The 16,119-nt window shown below is 39.5% G+C and carries 20 protein-coding genes; 10 read left to right on the top strand and 10 right to left on the bottom strand.

Going from position 1 to position 16,119, the window contains the following annotated elements; all coding sequences use genetic code 11:
- The first annotated feature begins 61 nt into the window (after positions 1–61).
- Entirely contained in the window at positions 62–874 is an 813-nt protein-coding gene (gene cobM, locus ACOWPH_RS01830; RefSeq protein ID WP_015213713.1) for a precorrin-4 C(11)-methyltransferase, read from the top strand.
- A gap of 103 nt (positions 875–977) precedes the next feature.
- A complete protein-coding gene (locus tag ACOWPH_RS01825; protein WP_015213712.1) occupies positions 978–1,331 on the top strand; it encodes a phenylpyruvate tautomerase MIF-related protein in 354 nt (117 codons plus the stop codon).
- 84 nt (positions 1,332–1,415) lie between these two features.
- Here the strand turns inward: ACOWPH_RS01825 and ACOWPH_RS01820 are convergent, their stop codons facing one another.
- Complete coding sequence (locus tag ACOWPH_RS01820) at positions 1,416–1,559, bottom strand: hypothetical protein (protein ID WP_171815783.1); 144 nt, start codon at positions 1,557–1,559, stop codon at positions 1,416–1,418.
- Positions 1,560–1,613: 54 nt separating this feature from the next.
- On the opposite strand from ACOWPH_RS01820, the gene rlmN reads away from it, so the two are divergent.
- Positions 1,614–2,684 carry a 23S rRNA (adenine(2503)-C(2))-methyltransferase RlmN gene (gene rlmN / locus ACOWPH_RS01815; RefSeq protein WP_015213711.1) on the top strand — a complete coding sequence of 357 codons (1,071 nt, stop codon included), beginning with the start codon at positions 1,614–1,616 and terminating at the stop codon, positions 2,682–2,684.
- A gap of 65 nt (positions 2,685–2,749) precedes the next feature.
- Here rlmN and ACOWPH_RS01810 read toward each other — a convergent pair whose 3' ends face one another.
- Positions 2,750–2,929, bottom strand: a complete 180-nt coding sequence (locus ACOWPH_RS01810) for a hypothetical protein (protein ID WP_015213710.1) — start codon at positions 2,927–2,929, stop codon at positions 2,750–2,752.
- Positions 2,930–3,467: 538 nt separating this feature from the next.
- Between ACOWPH_RS01810 and ACOWPH_RS01805 the strand changes: the two genes are divergently transcribed.
- From ACOWPH_RS01805 to ACOWPH_RS01790, 4 genes are all read left to right on the top strand, one after another.
- Positions 3,468–3,644, top strand: a complete 177-nt coding sequence (locus ACOWPH_RS01805; protein ID WP_244887741.1) for a DNA cytosine methyltransferase — start codon at positions 3,468–3,470, stop codon at positions 3,642–3,644.
- Entirely contained in the window at positions 3,625–3,936 is a 312-nt protein-coding gene (locus tag ACOWPH_RS01800) for a DNA cytosine methyltransferase (protein ID WP_052334516.1), read from the top strand. Before ACOWPH_RS01805 ends, ACOWPH_RS01800 begins: the two co-directional genes overlap by 20 nt.
- A gap of 116 nt (positions 3,937–4,052) precedes the next feature.
- On the top strand, positions 4,053–4,520 hold the full coding sequence (locus ACOWPH_RS01795; RefSeq protein ID WP_052334515.1) for a hypothetical protein: 468 nt from the start codon (positions 4,053–4,055) through the stop codon (positions 4,518–4,520).
- An 87-nt stretch (positions 4,521–4,607) separates the two neighbouring features.
- On the top strand, positions 4,608–4,874 hold the full coding sequence (locus tag ACOWPH_RS01790; RefSeq protein ID WP_042464750.1) for a hypothetical protein: 267 nt from the start codon (positions 4,608–4,610) through the stop codon (positions 4,872–4,874).
- Between the two features lie 22 nt (positions 4,875–4,896).
- Here ACOWPH_RS01790 and uvrC read toward each other — a convergent pair whose 3' ends face one another.
- The 7 genes from uvrC to ACOWPH_RS01755 all read right to left on the bottom strand — a co-directional run bounded on the left by uvrC (position 4,897) and on the right by ACOWPH_RS01755 (position 13,104).
- Complete coding sequence (gene uvrC, locus ACOWPH_RS01785) at positions 4,897–6,774, bottom strand: excinuclease ABC subunit UvrC (protein ID WP_015213709.1); 1,878 nt, start codon at positions 6,772–6,774, stop codon at positions 4,897–4,899.
- A gap of 165 nt (positions 6,775–6,939) precedes the next feature.
- Complete coding sequence (locus tag ACOWPH_RS01780) at positions 6,940–7,848, bottom strand: NF038130 family PEP-CTERM protein (protein ID WP_015213708.1); 909 nt, start codon at positions 7,846–7,848, stop codon at positions 6,940–6,942.
- A 322-nt stretch (positions 7,849–8,170) separates the two neighbouring features.
- Positions 8,171–9,367 (bottom strand): LL-diaminopimelate aminotransferase, encoded by a 1,197-nt coding sequence (locus tag ACOWPH_RS01775; RefSeq protein WP_015213707.1) that lies wholly within the window; start codon positions 9,365–9,367, stop codon positions 8,171–8,173.
- Positions 9,368–9,528: 161 nt separating this feature from the next.
- Positions 9,529–9,864, bottom strand: coding sequence for a thioredoxin family protein (locus tag ACOWPH_RS01770; protein ID WP_015213706.1), 336 nt, complete (start codon positions 9,862–9,864; stop codon positions 9,529–9,531).
- 209 nt (positions 9,865–10,073) lie between these two features.
- Positions 10,074–10,853, bottom strand: coding sequence for a PspA/IM30 family protein (locus ACOWPH_RS01765; RefSeq protein ID WP_015213705.1), 780 nt, complete (start codon positions 10,851–10,853; stop codon positions 10,074–10,076).
- 282 nt (positions 10,854–11,135) lie between these two features.
- Entirely contained in the window at positions 11,136–11,813 is a 678-nt protein-coding gene (locus tag ACOWPH_RS01760) for a PspA/IM30 family protein (RefSeq protein WP_015213704.1), read from the bottom strand.
- 103 nt (positions 11,814–11,916) lie between these two features.
- Positions 11,917–13,104 carry a hypothetical protein gene (locus tag ACOWPH_RS01755; RefSeq protein ID WP_015213703.1) on the bottom strand — a complete coding sequence of 396 codons (1,188 nt, stop codon included), beginning with the start codon at positions 13,102–13,104 and terminating at the stop codon, positions 11,917–11,919.
- 25 nt (positions 13,105–13,129) lie between these two features.
- Here ACOWPH_RS01755 and ACOWPH_RS01750 point away from each other — a divergent pair, with 25 nt between their 5' ends.
- Positions 13,130–13,675 carry a DUF721 domain-containing protein gene (locus ACOWPH_RS01750; protein ID WP_015213702.1) on the top strand — a complete coding sequence of 182 codons (546 nt, stop codon included), beginning with the start codon at positions 13,130–13,132 and terminating at the stop codon, positions 13,673–13,675.
- 425 nt (positions 13,676–14,100) lie between these two features.
- Positions 14,101–14,415: a hypothetical protein gene (locus ACOWPH_RS01745; RefSeq protein WP_015213701.1), complete on the top strand. Its 315-nt coding sequence runs from the start codon at positions 14,101–14,103 to the stop codon at positions 14,413–14,415.
- A gap of 137 nt (positions 14,416–14,552) precedes the next feature.
- Here the strand turns inward: ACOWPH_RS01745 and menB are convergent, their stop codons facing one another.
- Entirely contained in the window at positions 14,553–15,386 is an 834-nt protein-coding gene (menB, locus tag ACOWPH_RS01740) for a 1,4-dihydroxy-2-naphthoyl-CoA synthase (RefSeq protein ID WP_015213700.1), read from the bottom strand.
- A 308-nt stretch (positions 15,387–15,694) separates the two neighbouring features.
- Between menB and ACOWPH_RS01735 the strand changes: the two genes are divergently transcribed.
- Positions 15,695–15,883: an RNA-binding S4 domain-containing protein gene (locus tag ACOWPH_RS01735; RefSeq protein ID WP_015213699.1), complete on the top strand. Its 189-nt coding sequence runs from the start codon at positions 15,695–15,697 to the stop codon at positions 15,881–15,883.
- Positions 15,884–16,119: the final 236 nt, after the last annotated feature.

The raw sequence follows: 16,119 nt of genomic DNA, 5'->3' as shown, positions 1-16,119 counted from the left end.
CGGAAAGGCTCTGAGCAAATGCCAAAAATTTTTTTGCTGCTGAATTGTTATGTGAGTTTGTATGAGTGAATATACGAATAATTTGAGTTCCGCTAGTGTGATGCAACATCCCTTAGCATCAGCGGTGTATATTGTGGGAGCAGGGCCTGGAGATCCTGATTTATTGACGGTGAAAGCCCAAAAACTGCTGGCTGCTGCTGATGTAATTTTATTTGCTGATTCTTTAATACCAGAACAAATTTTAGATATTTGTCGTCAAGATGCCCAGATTATTCGGACGGCAAATAAGACTTTAGAAGAGATTTTGCCGATTATGATTGAAGGGGTGCGATCGCATAAATCTGTGGTTCGTCTTCATTCCGGTGATCCTAGTCTTTACAGTGCTATCCACGAGCAAATGCAGCTTTTAACTGAGGCAAATATCCCTTTTGAGGTCATCCCTGGGATCAGTGCTTTCCAAGCTGCTGCGGCTAAATTGAAGGTAGAATTAACTGTGCCTGGTTTAGTGCAAACTATCATCCTCACCCGCATCAGCGGACGCACAGAAGTCCCCGCGACAGAAGAATTAGCTACTTTAGCATCACATCAAGCTAGTCTTTGCCTATATTTAAGTGCGCGTCATGTCGCTGATGCTCAAACCAAACTACTAGAACATTACCCAGCACAAACCCAAGTAGCAATTTGCTTTCGCGTTGGTTGGCCTGATGAAAAAATTATGGTTGTTCCTCTTGACGAAATGGCAACTTGTACCCACAAACAACAATTACTCAGAACGACACTTTATATAATTAGCCCCGCACTATTACCAGTAACAGGCCGTTCTCGTTTATACCATCCTGAACATAATCATTTGTTTCGTTCATCTCATCAATAGGGAATAGGGAATAGGGAATAGGGAATGAAAGATAAAATTAAAATGTTCTCAGTTTTTTATTAACGCTACGCTAATACAAACATCACATACAACGGTTAATATTATGCCACTAATTAAAGTTCAAACTTCTGTATCTGCCCCGGAAAAGAGTGAAATTGAATCAATGCTCAAAGGTCTTTCCGCTAAGTTAGCGAAACATACAGGCAAACCGGAATCCTATGTAATGACTTCTTTTGAGCCAGAAATACCCATGACTTTTGCCGGAACTACAGACCCAGTTTGCTATATTGAAATTAAGAGTGTTGGCACAATGAAATCTGAACAAACTTCAGCGATGAGTCAGGACTTTTGCCAGCAAATTAACTCTTTTCTGGGTGTTCCTAAAAATCGAATTTACATAGAATTTGCAGATGCAAAAGGTTCGATGTGGGGTTGGAATAGCACAACTTTTGGTTAATAAAAGAATCTAATTTGAATTTGGAAAAAATAGTAATAATTCAGGAGTCAGGAGAAAGAAACAGTTTTTGCATAAGTCCTAATTTTATCTATCTAAGGATTCAGGATACAGAATGTTTGATATAGCAGGGAACAGACGAGAAAAATATTCTTCTTCCTCCTGACTCCTGACTCCTGACTCCTGACTCCTGACTCCTGACTCCTGACTCCTGACTTCTGCTGTAATCACGAATTATTTTGACAGGTTGTAAGATAGAGATCCTGCATCAATTAGTAATTTTTTATGTCTGCTACACCGTTTGTATCTCAAGTAGGTTTACCCACATCCGAAAATTCTGAACTTGTTCTCCCCCTCCTCGGTGCTTCGGTAGCGGAGTTAACTGCTTGGGTTCAGCAGCAGGGACAACCTGCTTATCGGGGTAAGCAATTGCATAATTGGATATATGATAAGGGAGTGCGATCGCTCGCTGATATTTCTGTGTTTCCAAAAAGTTGGCGTGAGCAAGTTGCGGATGTTCCCATTGGCCGCTCAAGTCTACATTACCGTTCTGTTGCCCCTGATGACACTGTAAAATATCTGTTGAAACTGGCAGATGGGGAAATTGTCGAAACTGTTGGTATCCCCAGTGATAAGCGGTTAACGGTATGCGTTTCTACTCAAGTTGGTTGTCCGATGGCTTGTGATTTCTGTGCTACGGGTAAAGGAGGCTATAAACGCAATCTTAGCTGTGCAGAAATTGTTGATCAAGTATTAACTGTACAAGAAGATTTTCAGCAACGGGTGAGTAATGTGGTGTTTATGGGGATGGGTGAACCGTTGTTAAATACGGAAAATGTCATCTCTGCAATTAAATCCATTAATCAAGATGTGGGGATAGGAGCGCGATCGCTCACAGTTTCTACTGTAGGCATCCGCGATCGCATTCGTCAACTAGCCGAACACCTGTTTCAAATTACCCTTGCTGTCAGTCTCCACGCACCTAACCAAGCATTGCGGGAACAACTCATTCCCAGTGCTAAACCCTATCCCATAGAAGACTTACTCGATGAATGTCGAGAATATGTGGAAATAACAGGACGCAGAGTCACCTTTGAATATATCCTCCTCGCTGGGGTAAACGACTTGCCAGAACACGCTTTGGAATTATCAAAACGTCTGCGAGGTTTTCAAAGTCATGTGAATTTGATTCCTTACAACCCCATCGAGGAAGTAGATTATAAAAGACCAAACCGCGATCGTATTCAAGCCTTTGTTAACGTTCTCCAGCAGCAAAACACCGCTGTTAGTGTCCGTTACTCCCGTGGTTTAGAAGCTGACGCAGCTTGTGGACAATTGAGAACAAGCAAAAGGTAATTCGTAATTCGTAATTCGTAATTCGTAATTCGTAATTACAAATTATTTAACTAGTCCCCAGTCCCTTACCTTTTGGCGTAAATACCTGGGGCATAAGCCTCAATTACTTTACCAGTGCGAGTGCAGGTGATCATCAAGTAATCACAACTTGGGCATTGTGTCCGTGTGATTTCACTCTCAGCAATATAGTGACGTTCAGCTGCACTGCCGCAATTTGGGCAGTGAATTTTTTGTAAAACTTGCATTTTAAAACCCCTGGATTTAATAAAATTTTGGAAAAATTTGAAAAACTGTAACTCTAGTCAGTAAATATTTCAGCCGTAAAATTGGCTAACTTTTCTTAACAAACTTTAACAGAAAAAATTTTGATATTCATTAGTCATTATCCTAACCCTTATACTTCATCGCCCTCACACTTTAGATATAGAAATTTACCTTTGCTGTGATTTCTTCTGAGGTTATTGGTGATCCCTAGCTATAAATCTTTGAGACAGTTGCGTTTTCCCTCTTGTTTCAAAATAGTCTGTCTTTGTATTCAACCGCTACAGACTGAGAAAAACTGTAGTTTAAGTCACAAAATTTGTATTTTTATATTTAATTAAGATTTGGTATCCGGTGAGTATCTCACCAAAATGGAATTAATACAGCGCTGTTGCAGATTATTGTAGCTTCTGAAACTTAGTAGATAAATATACCACATGATTTCAATTTTTGAAGATGTTGTCTTAAACTTTGCTATAATATTGAGTCTATTTGTATTAGATACTACTTAACTAATTTTTTATGGAAAAATTTAAACTCAAATTTGCTGATCTCTTCGCAGGTATTGGAGGTTTTAGATTAGGCTTTGAAAAAGCAGGATATGACTGCGTATATTCATGTGAAATTAATGAAGCTTGCCAAAAAGTCTATTTTAATAATTTTGGGGAAATGCCTGAAGATGATATTCAGAAAAATTGATTTTAAAAATTTACCTGATTTCGATGTTTTAACGGCTGGTTTTCCTTGTCAACCTTTTAGTATTTGTGGCAGAAAAAAAGGCTTTCATGATACTAGAGGAACTTTATTTTTTCATATATGTGAAATCATTGAATATATAAAACCTCCTGTAGTTATCTTAGAAAATGTCAAGCATATATTGCATCATGATCAAGGTAAAACATTAGAAATAATATTATATTCTTTGGAAGATATAGCCTTTCCCACTCTAGTTAGATACAAAATTACCCCTCCCCAACCCTCCCCTTGGTAAGGGGAGGGTGCGCGACAGCGCGGGTGGGGTGTATTTCATGAGATTGGGAATTGCTATATAACGGAAACATAAGTCCTAAGTCTCTGAAAACAGCATTTATCAACATTATTGATTTTGTGCAAACACATCCTGAACAATCAGAAAATGTGTTAAGATTACTCCTAAAATTTATCCAATCAGCTAAGGATGCCAACTTAGTTGAAGTTATTAAATTAACCAATCCTGAAAAGTTAGATATAAAAAGTTTAGTCAATGCTTTAGAAGAGCATTTTAATTATAACTATAAAACGAAGGGTGGCTCAAAATTACCTGTTATTGCCTTCTATGCTATTTATCAAATTTTAGTGAGAGAAATTTCTAGGTATCAGTCATGCACACTGGGAGAATTAGGCAGTCATACAGCTTCAGACAGAACTTCTAAGACTGCTGGAGATATTGATATTTTTGATGAAAATAATCATCTTGTTGAAGCAGTAGAAATAAAACATGGACAAGAAATAACTTTGCAAATTCTTTATCGTGCTAAAGAGAAGATTCTGAAATACAATCCTCGCAGATATTATATCCTTTCCCACTCTAGTTAGATACAAAATTACCTCTCCCCAACCCTCCCCTTGGTAAGGGGAGGGTGCGCGATAGCGCGGGTGGGGTGTATTTCATGAGATTGGGAATTGCTATATATCCTTACTTCAAAAGATGTTAAAAAATCAGAAGCTGCTCAAATTAATGAAGTTATTAAAGAAATGGCTTCAGAACATGGATGTCAAGTAATTGTTAATGGAATTATACCCACAATCAAATATTATTTAAGGTTAATCATGTCTATTACTGATTTTATTGAAATTTATTCTAAATTAATAGAATTAGATACTGAACTTCAAAAAATTCACAAAGAGAGATGGAATGAAATTTTAGCTAGATTAATGATTGATGATTAATGCCAAAATAAAGTTAAATTACTCATGATGGATGAAAATAATTATAAATCTCCTGCGCTAAATGAGTTCCAATTCCCGAAACTTCAGCTAGTTGTGTAGGTGTAGCTTGACGGATATAATCAACAGAACGAAAATGAGCTAAAAGCAACTTTTGCCTATGTTGTCCTAAACCGGGAATTTCATCTAAACGCGATCGCTTTAATTTATCACTTCTTTGTTGACGATGAAAACTCACCGCAAACCTGTGTGCTTCGTCCCGCAAGCGTCGCAGCAACTGTACCCCCGGTTGTTCAGCGTCTGTTTTTAAAGGTTGAGATGAGTCAGGTAAAAAGATTTCTTCACGCTTTTTCGCTAAACTCACAACCCGTAAATCTGCAAGTAAATCCATTTCTTGTAAAATGGCTACAACGGAAGACAACTGACCTTTACCACCATCAATCATAATTAAATCAGGCCAGTCAGGATTATCTATGCGTGATAATTTTGGATCTTCGGTATATTTTCTAAATCGTCTTTGAATAACTTCTGCTAAACTAGCAAAATCGTCAGAGTGTCCGATAGTAACATTAGGATTTTTTATTTTGTAATGACGGTAATATTGTTTTGCTGGTAAACCATCAATAAACACAACTTGAGAAGCTACCGCATTAGAACCTTGAATATGAGAAATATCATAACCTTCAATGCGCTGGGGTAAATCGGGTAAATCGAGAATAGCAGCTAAATCTTGGGTAGCTTGAAGATTACTATTTCCCAATTTTTGCATTCTTTGTAACTCAAATTGGGCGTTACGTTCCACCATCTCGATTAATTCTGCCTTAGTTTGTCGCAAAGGAGCTAAAATTGTCACTTTTTTACCTTTGCGTTGAGTTAAAATATCCGTCAAAAATTCCCCGTCGGATAACTCATGTTGTACCAAAATCTCTGTTGGAATTTCTACACTTTCCGCAGTTTGGTAATGTTCTTCTAAAACTCGTTGTAAAATAGCCCCAGGTTCAGCGTGCGCATCTGCTACAAACCCCAAACGTCCGACTAATTGACCTGCACGAATTTGGAATAATTGAATACAAGCGTGTTGATCATCTGCGGCTAAGGCTATGGCATCTCGTGACACAGTATCATCAGGTAAGGATACTTTTTGTTGTGCATTTAGAGATTTTAGACCAGTAATTTGATCACGAACTCGCGCTGCTGTTTCAAAATTCAATTCTTCAGCCGCAGTTTGCATTTGCGCTGTTAAAATATCAATTAGTTCCTGAGTCCTGCCTTGGAATACCATTGCTACCCTTTGAACAATTTTGCGATATTCTTCGGGAGAAACTAATTTTTGACAAACACCAGGACAGCGACCAATATCATAATTTAAACAGGTACGGTCTTTAAATAAAGGTTGTGGTCTTTGTCTAAGGGGAAATATGCGTTTACACAAGTGGACTATTTCTCGCAATAGACCAGAATCTGTATAAGGTCCGTAGTATTTATCTTTGGCTTTTCCTAATTGGCGTTTGCGGGTAATAAAAATACGCGGATAGTCTTCTGACCAAGTAATGCAGAGATAAGGATATTTTTTATCATCTTTGAGTAAGACGTTAAAATATGGCTGGTGCTGTTTGATTAAATTGGCTTCTAGTGCTAAAGCTTCTACTTCGGTGTCAGTGACGATAAATTCAATTTCTGTCACCAGCTTGACCATTGTGTTGATGCGTTCCGTTTTGTTAGTGGAGTCACGGAAATAGGAACGGACACGCGATCGCAATTTGCGAGATTTACCTATATATATTATGCGATCACTCCCATCTCGCATTAAGTAAACCCCCGGTTCAGCAGGAATCTCCCCAAGACGGTTTTCTAGTCTTTCAGGATTTTTAACTAGTGGTAATGTTTGAGCAGATAAATTCACGGTTAAAGTTAGGTAATTTGACAGATATACCCTTCTTTATTTTAAGAAATATTTATAAGAATTTGGCTGCCGCAATTAAGGAATGCAAAATAATTGTTTGCAACATATAGAGTTTAGCAATGCTAAACCCCTAATTTCTAGATTGATAATGTTGAAATCTGCTTCTTAAGCAGACACTTTTTTTAGTTTACGTTGTGCAGCTACAATACCAGCAACACCAAACACACCAAGCATTACAGAAGGTTCGGGAACTGCTTGAGGATCACCTTGAATGGTGACTTCGTAATTACCATTATGGGATGATGTATTGTCGTTTGAATTTAAACCTGAAGCAGTAGCATTAAAGCTGTAGAGATAGTCAGTGACTCCATTATAGGTGTACTTGACAACTTCACTGGCTTGAAATCCAGCGGGTAGTAAACTAGCAAATGTAGCAAATGGTGAACCTGGTGCAGAATAAGCAGCTTTTAAATTGTAGTGACCTGCTAACCCAATTTTAATCAAGCCAGTCGCATCATCTTGGTTAACATAGGAGATATTAGGGTCGCTAGAGCGTTGAAAACCTTTGATATTAAAAAATGCACTATAGGCTAAGTTACCTAAAACTGTTCCAACATAGTTAGCTTTATTCGCTTGAGTTAAGAATGTATTAAACCAAGTAGTAGCAAGATTATTTGCTCCATAGGCTGTACTATTTCCTGAGCCAGTGCTAAACCAGTCTGCATAAGTTAAGCTGCTGAGAGTAATATCTTGACCACCAATTTGCCCTGACAAAGTGGTATTTTTAGTGAAATCATTTGCAGTAAAAGTTCCTTGTTCAGTGCTTTTACGTAATTCAATATTACCAGTAGGGCTGGCGGCGTTACCAGTTAAGACTGCTGCTGCATTTGCTGGGGTGCTAGGTACAAGAACTGTATTGTTACCTGAAACATCATAGACTAAATAGTCACTTGCGGCTGTTCCACCAATAGTAGCACCAGTGAGAGTACCAGCTTGTGCTGGGGTAGCTGCTACAGCACCCAAACCAATCGCCATTGATGCACCAACTAACAATTTTCCAAAAGAGTGTTTCATTTTTTTTAGAGTTGAGTTTAAAGTTATTTCTATCTTTGGGCCGAGTTAATAATAGACATCTCCAAAAAGTAGAGAAGTTCCATAGAACGTCTCTACAAGGGTTCTAGGAAACTTACATTTAATTTTTTGGAGATGTCTAATAGGTTTGCTAATAAGTAGCAGCTATTGCCGATTTAATAGTGGAACACACAAATATACTGTAAGGGAATTTAGCGGTTTATTTGATAAAGCTACTGTATTTTTTCAATAAAAATATGAAGATTATTACCGTATTTATCTACGTCTATTTACTTAGAGAAGCTAGAGAAGTCTGAATTGACAATTATTTCAGAAACTCTGCAATTCTCTCGACAGCGGTTTCTAAAACATCTGGCTCTTGTACCAAAGCAAAACGAACATAGCCTTCTCCAGCTTTGCCAAAACCTGCACCAGGGGAAGCAGCTACACCTGTTTTTTCCACTAGCTCGGTGCAGAATTCAATAGAATTGTTACTCCAATATTCAGGTAATTTTGCCCAAATGTACATTGTTGCTTCGGGTGTGGGAACGTTCCAACCAATACGGTGTAAGGCATTTATAAAAGTATCACGGCGTTGACGGAAGGTATCAACGGCAACTTTAACACCAGCTTGATTTCCTGTCAGTGCGGCGATCGCACCATTTAAAATTCCTAAATATTGATTAAAGTCAACTGCGGCTTTTACCTGTCTTAAAGCTTGAATTAGTTCGGCATTACCGATCGCATAACCTATGCGGAAACCACCCATATTGTAAGACTTCGACAAGGTAAAAAACTCAATAGAGACGCTTTTTTCTGGGTCAGCTTGCAAAATTGAAGGAACTAAGGATTGGGAACTGGGAGTTTCGGCTTCTGTAAAAACTAAATCTACATAGGGGAAATCGTGAACTAGGACGATATTATTTTGCTGACAAAAAGCTACGGCTTCTTTGAAGAAAGATAAAGGTGCGATCGCACTGGTGGGATTATGGGGATAGCTTAATACCATCATTCGTGACTGAGCCAAAACTGAAGCGGGAATATCAGTCAACACGGGTAAAAAATTATTTTCTGCCTTTAATGGCATTGTGTAAATTTGCCCACTAGCTAAATAAACTCCTCCGACATGGGAAGGATAACCAGGGTCTAATAATAGGGCAAAATCGCCGGGATTGAGAATTGCTAAAGGTAAATGAGCAGTTCCTTCCTGAGAACCAATCAGAGGTAAAACTTCTGTTTCTGGGTCAACTTTAATACCGAACTTTTGTTCATACCATTGTGCCACAGCTTGACGAAACCCTTTTGTACCCCGAAACAGCAAATAACCGTGAGTACTAGGATCATAGAGAGATTTGGCGATCGCTTCAATGACATGATTTTCCGCCGGTAAATCGGAAGAACCAAGAGATAAATCAATTAATTCCCGTCCAGCAGCCACAGCAATAGCCTTGGCTCTGTCCATATCAGCAAATACATTAGATTGTAGAGGTTGTAACCGTTTTGCAAATTCCATCTTAGTCATTAGTCGTTGCTGATGAGTCAAAATAATTCGTAATTGATAATTTATAATCCGTAATTATAATTATTATTAGCCCTGATTACAGACCAACAAATCGAAGATTATGGTGATGGCTCATACCCTCTTCAATTACGAATTACGAATTACGAATTACGAATTATTTGCTAATTATTATTTAAATGCTGTTCTAAAAGGCTGAGTAATTTATCTTTGGTAATTACTCCTTCTGTGGATTCTATGAGTTTGCTATCTCTAATTAGCCTTAACGCTGGGACACCTTCCACCTGATACTGTTTGACAGTTAAAGGATTGGGGTCTATTTCCATTTTCACAATTTTCAAGCGATCGCTGTAAGTGTTAGCAGCTAGGTTAATCATTGGCGACATCAATTGACAAGGCCCACACCAGGAAGCCCAAAAGTAAACTAATACAGGCTGATCGGCTTTTAACACTTCTGTTTCAAAGTCAGCATCAGTGATAGTGATTACACCCTTACTCATTAAAGTCTCCATTAGGTGGCATTGATCAAAGTTGACACACAAAATACTTTATCCCAATCTGAGGGAACAGGGAACAGGTGACAGGTGACAGAAGGAAGTTTACTAATTACTCATCCCCATTACCAATTACCAATTACCCATTACCAAGGAAGCAAAATCCCACAACTAAGAGGTGCGGGATTTTCTCAAGTTTCTTGTCTGCAAACGTTTTACATTTGATCCAATTGCTTTCGTAGGGCTTCCAACTCAGAATCCACCGGTTCAGCAGTTTCTACAGGTTTAGCAGTACTGGTTGGTTGAGAGGGGGGTAATTCTGCTATGGGTGCGGGTGCAGGTGCTAATGATGCTTTTAGGGCTGCTAATTCATCATCTACATCACTACCAGATTCTAAACGTGCAAATTGGCTTTCTAAATCTGCACCTGCCAACTCTCCCATAGATTGAGCGCGGGCTTCCTGGATCATTACCTTTTCTTCCATGCGCTCAAAAGCAGACATGGCGCTACTGGTATTCATCCCGCTGACCATACCTTGCAGTTGCTCTTGGGCTTTAGCGGTAGTAATCCGGGCTTTGAGCATTTCTTTCTTGGTTTTAGCTTCAGAAATCTTGCTCTCTAGTTGGATTAAATTGCGCTTCAGGCTATCTACCTGAGTAACTTGCTGATCTAGGCTAGCTTTGAGGGCTGTACCGGTTTCTGTGTAGGTCTTTTTGCGCTCCAAAGCTTGACGTGCCAGGTTTTCGTCACCTTTTTGCAGAGCTAGTTGGGCGTTGCGTTGCCATTTGTTGATTTCATTTTGCCCATCATTGTACTGTTTCTCGGTTCGTTTTTGGGCTGCGATCGCTTGAGCCACCCCCTGACGTAGCTGTACCAAGTCTTCCTGCATTTCCAGGATGGCTTGTTCTAGCATTTTTTCTGGATCTTCGGCTTTACTGATCAGATCGTTAACATTAGAACCAATTACTCTTTTAAGACGATCAAATAATCCCATAAGTTTGTTGTTCCTGTTGAGGTTTACGCGCTTTGTTGGAAAGTTAGCTTTTGTATTGTTTAATAGCTACCTGTTTAAATTTAATCTTTTCAGTTTGGATTGGTATCCTCTCTCCATTCTGAATCATGACACTATAATTCAGCTACTTTAATGTCAGGTAAGTAGTTTTGTAGGGGCGTATTGCAATCTGTCCCTACAGGAGTAAGGCTTACACCACTTTACACTATCAGTAGTGAAGAGAAGATCTTCCACATCTTCCCATCTCCTCATCTCCCCATCTGCCTACGTTTTTTGATCTACCTCGCCTAACATCTGAGTTTTCATCGCTGTCAGTTCAGCATCAATGTTATTACTAGATTTCAACTTAGCAAATCTTGTTTCCAGATCATCACTACTAAGTTGAGCAATTACTTCTGTTTGTGCTTCCATCTGTAAAACTTTTTCTTCCATCCGTTCCCAAGCGCTCAAGCTGGTTGTAGCAGAAACTCCACTCAGCATTTCCTGAAGTTTATAAGATGCCTGGGCAGAACGAGCGCGAGCAATGTACATATCTTTTTTGGTTTTTACCTCCACAATTTTTAACTCTAGTGTCCGCATATCCTGTTTCAACTTCCCTACAACTACTTGTTGCTGATCCATTTGCAAAGAGAGAGAAGCACTAGTTTCTTGGTAAGCTTGGCGTTTGGTGAGAGCTTCCCGCGCTAGAGATTCATTACCTTGTTGCAAAGCTAGTTGGGCGCGACGATACCATTCTTCTACTTGGGATTGAGCAGCGATCGCTTGACGCTCAGTACGTTTTTGAGTTGCGATCGCACAAGCAACCCCTTGCCGCAATTGCACCAGATTTTCCTGCATCTCCAGAAAAGCTCTCTCCATCACTTTTTCCGGATCTTCAGCACCGTTGACCAAATCATTGAGATTAGAACGAATTACCCGCAGAATACGCTTCATCACTTCCATCTTGGCTATGCTCCATTAGGGGGGATTGAGGACTGGGAAGGGAGTAATTGCTAATTGCTAATAAATTATTCTCCCCTGCTCCCCTGCTCCCCTGCCCCCCTGTCTACTTCTGTACACTAGCGTTAATTCCCTTTGCTTTTAATTGTTGCAACCTGAGTTTTACTTCCTCTTTAGTCTTCAACGCACCCAGATAAATATATTTTTGGTTAGGGGATAAATAGGCATCAGGAACTACTTGCCGCGCAGCAGTTAAAGCACCAGCGCCTTGATTATCAACTACCACATAATAGAACCCATCTGAGGATGGTTGAATTTCTTCATTTAGCGTTGGTGAGGTTGCCGTTGACTGAGGCTGAGGTGTTGGAGTGACAGGGGGGACAGGGGGAACTGAAGTTTGGGGAATTACTGGATTTTTTGGAGTTTGGACGGCAATAGCTTGAGGTATTGCTGTCGGAGTTGGTTGGACTTTAGGTTTCAAACCCACTACATCATTAGGATCTTTCACTTCTGGAAATTCACGAGTAGCCAAATTAGGATATTTGGGTATTGGTGTAATTTCTGGTACTGCTATCGGTGGGGTATTACTCTCAGTTATTTCAGGATTTACAGTATTTGATGAAGAAGTAACGTTAAATAATTTACTTAAATTCAATTGCGGTAAAGTTTTGGGATTGAATACCACATAACCTAAAGTCAGACTAGCCAATAACAGCAGTAGCATAGAACCAATCCCCAAAGGTGACAGCAAGCTGTCACTAGAATTACTTGATTTCTTTATTGGTGCTTGTTCTTCAGTCAAACTCCGTAGCAGTGCTTCACTAGATTCTAAATAATCATCTGGCTGTTTAGAAGTATCCTCCGCTGGGAGGAGAACTTGATGTTCAGAAGCCTTAGCCTTTGTCGGTACTATGCTGCTGATGGATGTTGCATCTGCTGGAGTTTCTGTTTTGCTAGACTCTTGGCTAGAAGACAGATGCAAATGATCAATTTCTGCCTGTTTGTCTATCTCTGGGGATGGGCTTTGCTGGGGAATTGGGTTAGTGTTGACTTCTACTGCTGACTGAGTTTTCTCCAGTGTTGCAGTCGTGCCATTTTGTTGAGGTTGATTACTCATGTAAGTCTCTACACCAACTTGTTTTGGCGGACGAAATCCACTGCGTGTGCGTCGGTATCGAGTTAACTCTTGATCTAGCTGCACTTCTAAACTCGCCAGTGCTGTGGCTAGTACTGGCTTTAAGCCAGACTGGTTAGGCGGTTGAGTGCCAGAATCGATTATGGGATTTTGACTCATTGTTTACTTTGTTTGGATATTAAAGATGTCATTCAAATCTGTTAATGATATTTTAGGCATTCTGGAACAGAAAGCCAAATGGCAAGAGCAACCATTTCAATACGTGCTTAAGTTTTGGGTAGAAGTTGTTGGTGCTAAGGTTGCTGCTCAAACTCGTCCTGTGTCAATTCAGCGAGATGTGTTATGGGTAGCAACTTCTAGTGCTGCTTGGGCGCAAAATTTAACTTTTGGACGCAATGCCATACTTGTAAAGTTAAATAAAAAGTTATCTGCGCCTTTGATGGATGTTCGGTTCTCAACTGCTGAATGGAAGCTTACGCCATTAAAAGGAAATCAACCTCCAACGGTTTCACCACCAGAACATCCCAGTTACCTCGGTGTTAAGAGTGGTTCTGAACCTGAAGTTAGAAAATCTGTTGATGATGCTCAGACTGCGTTTGCTCTTTGGGCTATGGCTATGCAAGAGCGATCGCACAATTTACCCCTTTGTCCCCAGTGTCAATGTCCCACCCCACCCGGTGAACTCCAGCGTTGGCTTGTTTGTTCTCCCTGTGCGGCTAAACAGTGTTAAGGGGGGAGTTCGGAGTTTGGAGTTCGGAGTTCGGAGTCAGGAGTCAGGAGTTCAGGAATTTTTTTTAGATATTAGAAAATTATCTGCTATCATATCTAGCCTTGAGCTATGAAACTGATGAATTATCCTAATAAAGTGTGATTTAGGAGTGTGTGAAGGAATAGTTTTAAAACCTGACTAAATCTAAAGCTAAACTTTTAACTTTGATCCCCAATGCTTTTTAGCCAAAAACAAGTATGTAACCACTCTAGTAATTATTTACATATATAACAAGATTCTAAAGACATCCTAAAGTTTATTTTTTAATAAAAATAGCTAGAACCCAGATAAAATAATACCTTTTTGGCTCTTATACCTATTTTGTCATAGAAGGAAAATATTTAAGTGTGATAACCAGCCCTAAACGGCACTAAAGATGAACCCAAATGAAACCTAATCACCATTTAACATCTGCCTGTCGATATTGCCGTCATTACCAACCAGAGGGTCGTCGTGGTGGAATGTGTCAGAAATTGGGCGCACCAGTGCAAAGTACTTGGAAAGCGTGCCATTTAGCACTACCAGCTTTTGCACCTCCTTGGGAAACTTTAGAAGATTCTTGGAGTTTACCAGTAGCAAAACCAGTATTACCTGTGGCTCAAACCTTAAACTCAGATTTAGAAGTTCCAGCACTTGCTCCTGTGGAAGAAATACCAGTTTCTTCGCCACAAGAAGTCAAGACGACAGCAATCCTAATTTAGTTGCCCTTTATTACTGTAATTACTGTAATCAATTTTTTCTTTGTTTGAAATAAAATTTGACTTTAAAATTTTAAGTTTTGCCAATTTTTACTTTTCCAAGATCGCACCTTGCTAACAGGTGCGATTTTGCCATTATTTTAAGGTAACCAAGGAAATTCACGAAAATTCGGGGGACGTTTTTCGAGAAAGGCTTGTTTTCCTTCAGATCCTTCCTCTGTCATGTAATAGAGTAGGGTGGCATTACCAGCTAGTTCTTGTAAACCAGCTTGTCCATCACAGTCAGCGTTAAATGCAGCTTTGAGACAACGAATAGCAATGGGGCTTTTTTCTAAGATTTCTTGCGCCCATTGTATACCTTCAGTTTCTAGTTGTTCTATGGGGACGACAGTATTAACTAAACCCATTTCTAAAGCTTGTTCGGCATTATATTGACGACAAAGATACCAAATTTCTCGTGCTTTTTTTTGTCCTACTATCCGTGCTAGGTAACTCGCACCAAAACCACCATCAAAACTGCCAACTTTGGGGCCTGTTTGTCCAAAAATGGCGTTATCGGCAGCAATTGTAAGGTCACAAATTAGATGTAAAACGTGACCACCACCAATGGCATATCCAGCAACTAACGCGATTACTACTTTTGGCATGGAACGAATGAGACGTTGCAAGTCCAAAACGTTTAAACGGGGAATACCTGCATCATCAACATAACCAGCTTGTCCGCGTACACTTTGATCACCACCAGAACAGAAAGCATATTTACCATCTGTGTGGGGGCCTGCGCCCATAAATAAAACTACGCCAATGTTGGTATCTTCACGGGCATCACAAAAAGCTTCGTATAATTCAAAAACTGTCTTAGGGCGAAAAGCATTACGTTTATGGGGACGGTTGATGGTGATTTTAGCGATACCGTCGGTTTTTTGATACAGGATATCTTCGTAGGCTTTGACGGTTTTCCAGTCTATTTGCATGGGTATGAAGTACGTTATTGTGCTAGAAAATTTTATCGCGGAGTTAAGAAAAATAGATAATTTAAGTTGGTATTTCTAGCTTGATAATAAGCGTTTTTTAAGGTACATCAAACTCTATAATTCGGTAACAATCAAGCAATTTGACGTACCTTAATAACCTTATCTCAGGCCATATTCCGTAAGTAAGAACAAAAAATAAGGTATTTAAGGATAGAATAATCTGCGATCGCTTCTGATGCGGTGTAGCCCATCGCCTTTCTTAAAAGTAAAAAAGCAACGACAATTATTTATTCTCTACCAGTTTTAACATGATTAAGCTAGACCAGTTTTTAAAGTTAGTGGGTATCACCGCAACGGGAGGACAAGCCAAATTGATGATTATTGATGGCGAGATCAAAGTCAATGGCACAATTGAAACCCGACGCGGGCGAAAATTAGAGCCTAACGACCAAGTAACAGTAGCAGGGAAAACTTTCAATGTTGGGGATGTAATTTAAGGCAGGAGGCACGATAGGAAAGGGTTTGAGCCTCATTATCAATAAATTTTTGACTAGACCACTCGTATTTTCTGTAAATTTGTTGTATCCTAGTTTTCCGCAGGTAGTTTTTTACAACTCTATTTCATACGAGCTTTTTGCTGATCTTTCTGACTGTTATTGAAAGACTATATTGGTCTGGCTTAAAATTCAGTCTGGAAATTTTTTGCCTTTAATGTCCACTTGTCAAAATTTTA

The sequence above is a fragment of the Anabaena sp. PCC 7938 genome, from assembly GCF_049315035.1.
Lineage (GTDB): Bacteria > Cyanobacteriota > Cyanobacteriia > Cyanobacteriales > Nostocaceae > Anabaena > Anabaena cylindrica.
The sequence above is the reverse complement of the archived record's forward strand: the minus strand, read 5'-3'. Positions and strand labels throughout refer to the sequence as shown.

Excerpts from the sequence above, each read along its gene's own strand:
- ACOWPH_RS01770 (WP_015213706.1), bottom strand. The coding sequence starts at position 9,864 with ATGAGTAAGGGTGTAATCACTATCACTGATGCTGACTTTGAAACAGAA.
- rlmN (WP_015213711.1), top strand. The coding sequence starts at position 1,614 with ATGTCTGCTACACCGTTTGTATCTCAAGTAGGTTTACCCACATCCGAA.
- ACOWPH_RS01760 (WP_015213704.1), bottom strand. The coding sequence starts at position 11,813 with ATGGAAGTGATGAAGCGTATTCTGCGGGTAATTCGTTCTAATCTCAAT.
- ACOWPH_RS01765 (WP_015213705.1), bottom strand. The coding sequence starts at position 10,853 with ATGGGATTATTTGATCGTCTTAAAAGAGTAATTGGTTCTAATGTTAAC.
- ACOWPH_RS01745 (WP_015213701.1), top strand. The coding sequence starts at position 14,101 with ATGAAACCTAATCACCATTTAACATCTGCCTGTCGATATTGCCGTCAT.
- ACOWPH_RS01800 (WP_052334516.1), top strand. The coding sequence starts at position 3,625 with ATGATATTCAGAAAAATTGATTTTAAAAATTTACCTGATTTCGATGTT.
- menB (WP_015213700.1), bottom strand. The coding sequence starts at position 15,386 with ATGCAAATAGACTGGAAAACCGTCAAAGCCTACGAAGATATCCTGTAT.
- ACOWPH_RS01775 (WP_015213707.1), bottom strand. The coding sequence starts at position 9,367 with ATGACTAAGATGGAATTTGCAAAACGGTTACAACCTCTACAATCTAAT.
- ACOWPH_RS01750 (WP_015213702.1), top strand. The coding sequence starts at position 13,130 with ATGTCATTCAAATCTGTTAATGATATTTTAGGCATTCTGGAACAGAAA.
- ACOWPH_RS01805 (WP_244887741.1), top strand. The coding sequence starts at position 3,468 with ATGGAAAAATTTAAACTCAAATTTGCTGATCTCTTCGCAGGTATTGGA.
- ACOWPH_RS01780 (WP_015213708.1), bottom strand. The coding sequence starts at position 7,848 with ATGAAACACTCTTTTGGAAAATTGTTAGTTGGTGCATCAATGGCGATT.
- ACOWPH_RS01810 (WP_015213710.1), bottom strand. The coding sequence starts at position 2,929 with ATGCAAGTTTTACAAAAAATTCACTGCCCAAATTGCGGCAGTGCAGCT.
- ACOWPH_RS01825 (WP_015213712.1), top strand. The coding sequence starts at position 978 with ATGCCACTAATTAAAGTTCAAACTTCTGTATCTGCCCCGGAAAAGAGT.
- ACOWPH_RS01755 (WP_015213703.1), bottom strand. The coding sequence starts at position 13,104 with ATGAGTCAAAATCCCATAATCGATTCTGGCACTCAACCGCCTAACCAG.
- cobM (WP_015213713.1), top strand. The coding sequence starts at position 62 with ATGAGTGAATATACGAATAATTTGAGTTCCGCTAGTGTGATGCAACAT.
- ACOWPH_RS01735 (WP_015213699.1), top strand. The coding sequence starts at position 15,695 with ATGATTAAGCTAGACCAGTTTTTAAAGTTAGTGGGTATCACCGCAACG.